Source organism: Dactylosporangium aurantiacum (assembly GCF_000716715.1).
Lineage (GTDB): Bacteria > Actinomycetota > Actinomycetes > Mycobacteriales > Micromonosporaceae > Dactylosporangium > Dactylosporangium aurantiacum.
Map to the genome: position 1 here is coordinate 93,323 of NZ_JNYJ01000028.1, position 9,587 is coordinate 102,909.

Sequence of the window (9,587 nt, forward strand, 5' to 3'; positions counted from 1 at the left end):
TTCAACAGGAGGTCAGCTCACGTGACCAAGCAGGTCCGCCAGCTGGATCGAGTGGTCATCAGGTTCGCTGGCGACTCCGGCGACGGCATGCAGCTCACCGGTGACCGGTTCACCTCGGAAACCGCACAGCTCGGCAACGACATCTCGACCTTGCCCAACTTCCCCGCGGAGATCCGCGCCCCCGCAGGCACCCTGCCGGGCGTGTCGAGCTTCCAGGTGCACTTCGCCGACTTCGACATCCTGACACCGGGTGACGCGCCCAACGTCCTGGTGGCGATGAACCCCGCGGCCCTCAAGGCCAACCTCGCCGACCTGCCCAAGGGCGCCTCGATCATCGTCAACACCGACGAGTTCACCAAGCGCAACCTGGCCAAGGTCGGCTACGCGACCAACCCGCTCGAGGACGGCTCGCTCGACGGCTGGAACGTCGCGCCCGTCGGGCTGACCTCGATGACGGTCAAGGCCCTCGAGTCGCACGGCGTGTCGAAGAAGGACGCCGAGCGCGCCAAGAACATGTTCGCGCTCGGCCTGCTGTCGTGGATGTACTCGCGCCCGCACTCCTCGACGCTGCGCTTCCTGGAGCGCAAGTTCGCCGCCCGGCCCGAGCTGGTCGCGGCCAACGTCGCCGCGTTCAAGGCCGGGTGGAACTTCGGCGAGACCACCGAGAACTTCGCGGTGCGCTACGAGGTGAAGCCGGCGAAGATGGCCGCCGGCAACTACCGCAACATCACCGGCAACGCCGCGCTCGCCCTGGGTGTCGTCGCCGCCGGTGTACGGGCACAGCTGCCCGTCTTCCTGGGTGCGTACCCGATCACCCCCGCCTCCGACATCCTGCACGAGCTGAGCAAGCACAAGAAGTTCGGCGTGACGACCGTGCAGGCCGAGGACGAGATCGCCGCGATCGGCGTGGCCCTCGGCGCGTCCTACGGCGGCGCCCTGGGCGTGACGACCACGTCGGGGCCGGGTGTCGCGCTGAAGGGTGAGACGATCTCCCTCGCCGTCGCGCTCGAGCTGCCGCTGCTCATCATCGACGTGCAGCGGGCCGGACCGTCCACGGGCCTGCCGACCAAGACCGAGCAGGCCGACCTGAACATGGCCCTGTTCGGCCGGCACGGCGAGGCCCCCGTCGCGGTCATCGCGCCGCGCTCCCCCGCCGACTGCTTCGACGCCGCGATCGAGGCCGCCCGGATCGCGCTGACCTACCGCACGCCGGTCATCCTGCTCTCCGACGGGTACATCGCCAACGGCTCCGAGCCGTGGCGGCTGCCCGACGTCGCGGACCTGCCCGACCTGCGCACCGAGTTCGCCACCGAGCCCAACAGCGAGGACGGCACGACGTTCCTGCCGTACCTGCGCGACCCGGTGACCCTGGCGCGGCCGTGGGCGGTGCCCGGCACACCCGGCCTCGAGCACCGCATCGGTGGCCTGGAGAAGGCCGACAAGACCGGCGACATCTCCTACGACCCGGCCAACCACGACTTCATGGTCCGCACCCGCGCGGCCCGCATCGAGGGCATCGAGGTGCCCGACGTCGAGGTCGAGGACCCCGACGGCACCGCCCGCGTCCTGGTGCTCGGCTGGGGCTCCACGTACGGCCCGATCGGCGCCGCCGCGCGTGCCCTGCGCCAGCGGGGCCTGCCGATCGCGCAGGCGCACCTGCGGCACCTGTCGCCGATGCCGAAGAACCTCGGCGCGGTCCTCGCCGCCTACGACAAGGTCGTCATCCCGGAGATGAACCTCGGCCAGCTGGCCGGCGTCATCCGCTCGAAGTTCCTGATCGACGCGATCGCCTACAACCAGGTCCGCGGCCTGCCGTTCACCGCCGCGGAACTGGAGTCGGTGCTGGAGGAAGTGGTCAAGAATGCCTGAGGCGCTCAAGCTGACGACGAAGGACTTCAAGTCCGACCAGGAGGTGCGCTGGTGCCCCGGCTGCGGGGACTACGCGATCCTGGCGGCGGTCCAGTCGTTCATGCCGGAGCTCGGCATCCCGCGTGAGCGGATCGTGTTCGTCTCCGGCATCGGCTGCTCGTCGCGCTTCCCGTACTACATGAACACCTACGGCATGCACTCGATCCACGGCCGCGCGCCGGCGATCGCGAGCGGCCTGTCGGTGTCCCGCCCCGACCTGTCGGTGTGGGTGGTGACCGGCGACGGTGACGCGCTGTCCATCGGCGGCAACCACCTGATCCACGCCCTGCGCCGCAACGTCAACCTGAAGATCCTGCTGTTCAACAACAAGATCTACGGCCTGACGAAGGGCCAGTACTCCCCGACGTCGGAGATCGGCAAGATCACCAAGTCGACGCCGGCGGGCTCGGCGGACTCGCCGTTCAACCCGATCTCCCTCGCCCTCGGCGCCGAGGCGAGCTTCGTCGCGCGGACCATCGACTCCGACCGCAAGCACCTGCAGTCGGTGCTGCGCGCCGCCGCCGAACACCGCGGGTCGGCGTTCGTGGAGATCTACCAGAACTGCAACATCTTCAACGACGGCGCGTTCGACGCCCTGAAGGAGCCGTCCACCAGGGACGACTTCACCATCCGGCTCGAACACGGCCAGCCGATCACCTTCGGCAAGGACGGCGAGTGGGCGGTGACGCACCCGCCGGGCGGCTTCGGCCTGTCCGTCGTGCCGACCGCATCCGTCCAGCCCGGCGAGATCGTCGTGCACGACCAGTCCGTGGCCGAGCCGGCGTACGCGTTCGCGCTGTCCCGGCTGCCCGGCCCCGACCTGCGCAACACGCCGATCGGCGTGTTCCGCTCCGTCGAGCGTCCCGCCTATGACGACCTGGTCCGCGAGCAGCTGACCACGGCGAAGGCCAAGGTGAAGGGCACCCCGGAGGAGGAGCTCGGCGCCCTGCTCAACAGCGGCGACACCTGGACGATCCTGTAGGCAACCCGGGACGGGCCGGGAGCGTCTGAAGAAGTAGCGCACCGACACGTCGGTGAGCCCTCCCTGAGGTGGGGTGACAGTGCGGCGGGGCAACCCCTCAAAGCCCTGTCACTCCATCTGGGCCCACTCCGACCAGGGCGTACTACGTTCGGTGCCGACGTCGGAGATCAACTTGCTCCGGTCGGCTACCGTGTGACTACTCGACCGCGGAGAAGCGGATCGAGCCAGCGACCAGGTCGGGGTGCTCGATCGTGAGCGCGAGGGCGACCGACTCCTCCAGGCTCAGCGCGCCGCCCGCGGCGTAGGCCTCGTCGAAGTCGGCGTCGCCCATCGAGGTGCGCAGCGCGGCCTGTTGTTCGGTCCAGTACGAGCCGAAGCCGCCGGCGGAGCAGCGCAGCCGTACCCGGGCGGCCTCCGCGGCGCCGAACAGCCGGGCGGCGGTGCCGGTCTCGCCAGCGAGGGCGCAGCGGACCGCGATCGCCATGAGGGTTTCGCAGACGCGCAGGTGGAAGCCGTGGCTCATGCGGGAGCGCAGCGCGACGATCAGGTGGTCGTGGGCGGCGACCAGGTCGCCGCGGGACAGGGCGATCAGGCCGAGGAGCATGTCGACGGTGCGGCGGCCGCGCTCCATCGGGCGGGTGTTCTCCAGGGTGCGGGCCGAGGCGAGGAGGTCGGCGGCCTCGTCGAGTGCGCCGCGGCGCCACAGCAGCTGGGCGAGGGCGTAGACGGCGAAGAGGGTCTCGCCGGCGACGCCCTGCTCCTCGGCGAGGGCGATGACGTCGCGGCAGGTGCGTTCGGCCTCGTCGAAGCGGCCCATGTCCAGCAGCGGCGCGCCGCGGCCGGCGAGGACGCGGGCGAGGAGGCCGGGGTCGCCGGCGCGGCGGGCGGCGGCCTCGGCGCGCTGGGAGAAGCGCAGCTCCTCGACCGTCTCGCCGTCGGCGCCCGCGTGCAGGGAGTGCATGTGGTAGGCGGCGGCCAGCTCGGCGTCGGGGACGGGCTCGCCGGTGGCGCTGATCCGTTCGTACAGGCGGAACAGCCACATGCGGCCCTCGCGGACGAGGCCGCGCTCGCGCCACCACTGGTCGAGGGCGCCGGCGACGGCGAGGCCCTGGCGGGCGCTGCCGCGGGTCACGGTCCAGTGCAGGGCGGCCCGCAGCTCGTCGGCGAGCGGGTCGAGGGTGTAGAGGGACAGGGTGACGGGCCGGCCGTCGGCGTCGAGGTACGCGTCGTGCGCGGCCTGCAGGCACCAGGCGACGTGCCGTTCCCGGGCTGATTCCTCCTCGCCGGCCTCGACGAGGAGCCGGGCGGCGTAGGCGCGGATGGGGTCGAGCATGCGGTAGGTGGCGTTGGCGGTGCCGGCCTCGGCCTGCAGCAGCGACTTGTCGACGAGGGTGGCGAGGGGGTCGAGGGGGTCGCCGTCGTGCAGCCATTCGATGGCGGGCAGGTCGACGGGGCTGGCGAAGACCGACAGTCGGCGCAGCAGCCGGGCGGCGCGCCCGTCGAGGGTCCGGTACGACCAGTCGACCGCCGCCTGCATGGTGCGGTGCCGGTCGCCGGGGACGTCGGGGTCGGCGGGGCGGCCGTGGCCCGCGTCGAGGGTGCCGAGGACGTCGTCGATGCGGTTGGCGAGCTGGGCGGCGGACAGCAGCCGCAGCCGCGCGGCCGCCAGCTCCAGCGCGAGGGGCAGCCCTTCGAGGGCCTCGGCGACGCGGGTGAGCTGGGCGATGTCGCCGGGTTCGACGGGGCGCCCGCCGCGGGCGGCGGAGGCCCGGTCGACGAGGAGGGCGACGGCGTCGCTGAACCCGCCGCCGCTGGCCGCCTCGACCGACAGCGGCGGGATCCGCCACACGACCTCGCCGGGCAGGCCGAGCGGCTCGCGGCTGGTGGCGAGGACGGTGATGGCGGGGCCGGCGGACAGCAGCCGGCCCACGAGCCGCCGGGCGGCCGGCAGCTGCGCGTCGGAGGTGTCGAGCAGGATGAGCATCCGCCGGTCGCGGGCGTGGTCGACGAGGGTCTGGATGACGGGCCGGCCGGGTTCGGGGCGCAGCCCGACGGCGGCGGCGACGGCGACGTCGACGAGGTCGCTGGTGGCCACGGCGCTGAGGTCGGCGAACCAGACCCCGTCGCGGAACTGTTCGACGAGCTCGCCGGCGGCCTCGACGGCCAGGCGGGTCTTGCCGGCGCCGCCGGCGCCGACGACGGTGACGATGCGGTGGGCGCTGACGAGGTCGCGCACGGCGGCGCGTTCGCTGGCGCGGCCGATGAACCGGGTGGTCTGCACCGGCAGGTTGTGTGCGGGGGCGTCGATGGTGCGTGGCCGCGGGAACTGCCGTTCGAGGCCGGGTGCGACCAGCTGGAAGATGCGTTCGCAGCCGTCGAAGCCGCGCAGCCGGTGCAGGCCGAGGTCGAGCAGGAACGCGTCGCCGGCGAGTGCGCCGACGCGGGCGGCGGTGGCGGCGGAGCAGAGGACCTGCCCGCCGTGGGCGGCGGCGGCGACGCGGGCGGCGCGGTGGACCTCGGGTGAGGTGTACTCCCCGCCGTACGGTTCGGCGAACCCGGTGTGCAGGCCCATGCGGACCTTGGGCCGGGCCTCCGCGCCGTCGGCGGTGACGGGCCAGGCGTGGGCGGCGAGCTCGCGCTGCGCTTCGATGCAGGCGGCGAGCGCGGCGGCGGCGTCGGCGAACGCCACGAAGAGCGAGTCACCCTCCGTGAACAGCTCGACACCCTCCGCTTTTGTCAGTGCGCGGCGGATCACCTGCCGGTGCTCCTGGAGCACCGGCCGATACCCCGTGCCGAGCATCTGGGCCAGTCGAGTCGAGCCCTCGATGTCGGTGAACAGGAATGTCACCAGCCCACTGGGCAGATGCGTCCGCGCCGACACGTGAAACCTCCGCCTCCCTTTTCAGGCGTGACCCATATTTCCCCACCCCGGGGGTCACGCGCATCGTAGAAACGGTCCCCAACGGCAACCCTCAAGGTCGATGAGAGGCTGCTCCATGCAGGTCAGCAAGCATACGGGGATGAAGCTTGAGTGGGTTTCGCGTGACGTAACGACCACATGACCCAGCGAGTTGTGGCACGCGCGGCCACAACATCAAAGCCGTCCGGCGACTATTACGAAACCGGCCCGTAACAATGCATCAACAACCGCATGCGCCGCCGCAGCAGCCACCTCCGGAAGGACGCGGTTGGGCGCCTCCCGCGTTGCCGCCGCCGACCGCGACGGTCGACAGCAGTTTCACCGTGTCGTCGTGGCCCGCCGGACAGGCGGCGTTCGCGTTGGCTTCACTCATCGGCCGCTGGACTTCGAACGTGTCGCCGCAGGCCCGGCACCGGTACTCGTAACGAGGCATTCCCTCAGGTTAGGCGACGGTGACACGCGCGCGGGAATTCGGAATACTCGACCTGTGGCAACGAAGCACGGTCCCGAGTCCGACGAGCAGCGACCCACCACAGTGGACACACTCTCGGTGACCGCGATCCGCCCACCGGCGCCCGCGGGCGCGCCCGAGCCGTCGCCGAGACACGGTAAAACCACCCCGAACCAGGACGAGAACGTCCCGGCGCAGCGGCACGTGCCGAAGCACGCGGCCAAGGAGCCCGGCGGCCTCACCCCGCCGGGGGGAGCCGGTGACATCCTGCAGAGCCGCCCGAGCCCGATGAGCGGCCGGCTGGAAGGGCTGCTGGTGTGGCTGCGCCGGCCCGCCGGCCGGACCGTCGCGGCCGGTGCGGTGCTCGCGCTGCTGCTCGGCGCCGCCTTCGCCGCCGGCCGCTACCTGGTCCCGGCGGTCGCGAAGCCGGCTGCCGGCGGCTCGGTCCCGCCGCCGCCGTCGGCGACCCCGGGCGGCATCGAGACGGGTGCCGCGCCCGCGCCGCTGCCGCCGACGGCGTCGTTCAGCCCGCCGGCCGGCACCAGGGAGCGCCCGTCGGACGTGCTGGCCGCGTGGGCCGGCCCGCGCGCCGTGAAGCTCAACATCCCGCCGGTGTCGATGCAGGCGTACGGCTACGCGGAGCTGATCACCGCCCGTACCACCCCCGGGTGCAAGCTGACCTGGACCACCCTCGCCGGCATCGCGAAGATCGAGTCCGACCACGGCCGCACCAACGGCTCGCTGGTGCAGGAGGACGGCAAGTCGGTGCCGCCGATCGTCGGGCCGCCGCTGGACGGGCAGAGCAACCGGCAGTCGGTCCGCGACACCGACGGCGGCGCCATCGACACGGACAAGACCTGGGACCGCGCGGTCGGGCCGATGCAGTTCCTGCCGGGCACGTGGAAGCAGTTCGGGGTCGACGCCGACGCCGACGGGGTCACCGACGTCAACGACATCGACGACGCGTCGCTGACCGCCGCCGCCTACCTGTGCGCGAACGGCCGTGACCTGTCCACGCTGGAGGGCTGGAACGCCGCGATCCACGCGTACAACATCCCGGAGGAGTACCGCACGGCGGTGTTCAACGCCACGAACGACTACGGCCGGCGCGACCGGACGGGGTAGATCCGGGCGGTTGAAGGCCACGCTCTGCGGCGCGGTACTTCCGCTGAGCCACAAAGGTAGGCAAGCTTGACTCCGTGATGGTGCGCGAGTGGGACCCAGGGACCGCGTCCGCGGCCGAGATCGAGGCGGTGCTGCGGGCGCTGAACGAGATCGTGGCGTTCGACGTGCCCGAGGACCCGCCATGGCGCGACGTCAAGTTCCGTGAATATCTGGCCGTGACGATGCCCGGTGAGCGGCGCACGTCGTGGCTGGCCGTCGACGAGTCCGGCGAGGTGCTCGGCCACGCGAGCCTGCTCGCGCTGGAGGAGATCGGCGTGCTGGAGCTGTCGGTGCGGCCCGCGGCGCGCCGCGGGCACGTCGGCACGGCGCTGCTGGCCGCCGTGGCCCGCCGCGCCGCCGAGGAGGGCTTCGAGTCCGTCGGGGTCGAGGTGATCGGCGGCACGCCGAGCATCAAGTTCTTCGAGTCGTTCGGGTTCGAGTGCGCGTTCATCGAGCAGCGCAACCTGCTCGACCTGGGTGGCGTCGACTGGCTGCGGCTCGGTGAGATGGCCGCCGGGATCGGCGCCGGCTACCGGGTCGAGTACCACCCGGGTGGCCCGCCGGAGCAGCACTACGCGGCCTACGCGGCGGCGAAGGAGGCGGCCCGGGCGGCCGTCGCGGCGGACCTGGAGCTGCGGCCCAGCTCCTACGACGCGGAGCGGCTGCGGGCGAGCCTGGCGACGCTGCACGCGCGGGGGTTGAAGCCGTACATCGTGCTGGCGGTGCACGAGGCGTCGGACACGATCGCCGGGCTCACCGAGGTCGTGGTGCCCGCGCAGCGGCCGACCCGCGCCGACCAGTACGACACGATCGAGGTGCCGGCGCACCGCGGGTACGGCATCAGCCGGGCGATCAAGGCGCGGATGCTGTTCGAGCTGCGGGCCGCGGAGCCGCACCTGCTGGACGTGCAGACGTGGAACGCGACGGAGAACGAGCCGCTGCTGAAGGTCAACGCCGAGCTCGGCTTCAAGCCGGACCGGGAGTGGCGCGAGTACGACGCCGACGTGGTCGACCTGCTGCGCCGCCTGAAATAGGCCACGCTGAGCAAACGGCTCAGCTGGGTGCCCAGGGACCTTGGACGAAGGTCCCTTCGGTGGTGAACGGGAACGAGTTGATCGTGCACCCGTTGAGCGCGATCGTCTGCGTCTGCATGATCGGGGCCGGCTGCCCCGAGCCCGGGCACTTCATGTGGTCGAAGCCGAGGAAGTGCCCCATCTCGTGGTTGACGGTGTTGGCGTGGAAGTCCACGCCCGGCGCCCCGTCGATGCCCTTCAGCCAGCGGCGCAGGTTGAGCAGGATGGTCTGGCCGTACCGGCACGAGTAGATGCCCTGCGTGCTCACCCCGACGGACGCGCACAGCTTGTCGACGGTGCCGGGGGTGGCCAGCCGCAGCCGGACGCTGTAGTCCTCGCCGCTGACCCGCTGGAACGACCAGCTGGCGTCGGTGAGCTTGTTGGGCGCGTACGTCACCGGGTGCTCCGCCGACATCGTCCAGCCCAGCTGCGCGCCGAGGGCCCGCTCGACCTCGGCGGCGGTCTTGTCGGTGGTCCACACCGGGTTGCTGCCCCACTGGATGCCGTTCTCGACCTCGACCCGGTACTTGACGAGGGTCGCGCCCGTGCCGACGATCCCGGTGCCGCCGCCCGCGACGGTGAACGTGCCCGCCCCGGTGGCCGGCACGCCGTCGCCGCCCGGCGCGGGCGGTTTCGCGCCGCCGGTGTCACCGCCGGCCGCGACCTGCTTCTTCAACGTCGACGACGGCTTCGGCGCCGGTTTCTTGCTGGCCGACGGCTTCGGCGACGCCGACGGTGAGGCCGGCGGCGACGTGACCGGCGCCGGTGGCGACGAGGTGACCGGCGCCTCGGAGCTCGGCGGGCCCGCGGCCACCCCCGCCGGGTCCGGGTGGCCGCCGCACGCGGCCAGTCCGAGCACCATCACCGACGCCAGCGTCAACCGCACCCGTGTCCCCAGCACCTGGGCAGCCTAACCGGCCGTGGCACGGCGACGGGGCCCCGGGCACGCCCGGAGCCCCGTCCACAGTGGTGGATGCAGTTACGGCAGGATCCACTTCTGGTTGGCCGGCACCGGGCTGATGCACGTCCACAGGTGCACGATCGTGCTGTCCGCGGAGTTGTTGCCCGACACGTCCAGGCACTTGCCCG

General features: G+C 72.1%; 8 protein-coding genes. 4 read left to right on the plus strand and 4 right to left on the minus strand.

Annotated elements, in window-relative coordinates:
- The first annotated feature begins 21 nt into the window (after window positions 1-21).
- Complete coding sequence (locus OP18_RS29030; RefSeq protein WP_033362247.1) at window positions 22-1,869, plus strand: 2-oxoacid:acceptor oxidoreductase subunit alpha; 1,848 nt, start codon at window positions 22-24, stop codon at window positions 1,867-1,869.
- Window positions 1,862-2,890 (plus strand): 2-oxoacid:ferredoxin oxidoreductase subunit beta, encoded by a 1,029-nt coding sequence (locus OP18_RS29035; RefSeq protein ID WP_033362248.1) that lies wholly within the window; start codon window positions 1,862-1,864, stop codon window positions 2,888-2,890. The genes OP18_RS29030 and OP18_RS29035 overlap by 8 nt, the downstream gene beginning before the upstream one ends.
- Before the next feature lie 196 nt (window positions 2,891-3,086).
- Here the strand turns inward: OP18_RS29035 and OP18_RS29040 are convergent, their stop codons facing one another.
- Both OP18_RS29040 and OP18_RS55675 read right to left on the minus strand, forming a co-directional pair.
- Window positions 3,087-5,771, minus strand: a complete 2,685-nt coding sequence (locus tag OP18_RS29040) for an ATP-binding protein (RefSeq protein WP_052387513.1) — start codon at window positions 5,769-5,771, stop codon at window positions 3,087-3,089.
- A gap of 259 nt (window positions 5,772-6,030) precedes the next feature.
- A complete protein-coding gene (locus tag OP18_RS55675; RefSeq protein ID WP_033362249.1) occupies window positions 6,031-6,243 on the minus strand; it encodes an FmdB family zinc ribbon protein in 213 nt (70 codons plus the stop codon).
- 54 nt (window positions 6,244-6,297) lie between these two features.
- Between OP18_RS55675 and OP18_RS29050 the strand changes: the two genes are divergently transcribed.
- Together OP18_RS29050 and OP18_RS29055 are read left to right on the plus strand one after the other, a co-directional pair.
- Entirely contained in the window at window positions 6,298-7,386 is a 1,089-nt protein-coding gene (locus tag OP18_RS29050) for a lytic transglycosylase domain-containing protein (protein ID WP_156089868.1), read from the plus strand.
- A 77-nt stretch (window positions 7,387-7,463) separates the two neighbouring features.
- Window positions 7,464-8,459: a GNAT family N-acetyltransferase gene (locus OP18_RS29055; protein ID WP_033362250.1), complete on the plus strand. Its 996-nt coding sequence runs from the start codon at window positions 7,464-7,466 to the stop codon at window positions 8,457-8,459.
- 19 nt (window positions 8,460-8,478) lie between these two features.
- Here OP18_RS29055 and OP18_RS29060 read toward each other — a convergent pair whose 3' ends face one another.
- Both OP18_RS29060 and OP18_RS62635 read right to left on the minus strand, forming a co-directional pair.
- A complete protein-coding gene (locus tag OP18_RS29060) occupies window positions 8,479-9,399 on the minus strand; it encodes a DUF3152 domain-containing protein (RefSeq protein WP_156089869.1) in 921 nt (306 codons plus the stop codon).
- A 78-nt stretch (window positions 9,400-9,477) separates the two neighbouring features.
- Window positions 9,478-9,587, minus strand: a 110-nt coding sequence (locus tag OP18_RS62635) for an RICIN domain-containing protein (protein WP_162189852.1), incomplete at its 5' end; no start/stop codon positions are given.

Coding starts and splice junctions, on each gene's coding strand:
- OP18_RS55675 (WP_033362249.1), bottom strand. CDS start 6,243: ATGCCTCGTTACGAGTACCGGTGCCGGGCCTGCGGCGACACGTTCGAA.
- OP18_RS29055 (WP_033362250.1), top strand. CDS start 7,464: ATGGTGCGCGAGTGGGACCCAGGGACCGCGTCCGCGGCCGAGATCGAG.
- OP18_RS29035 (WP_033362248.1), top strand. CDS start 1,862: ATGCCTGAGGCGCTCAAGCTGACGACGAAGGACTTCAAGTCCGACCAG.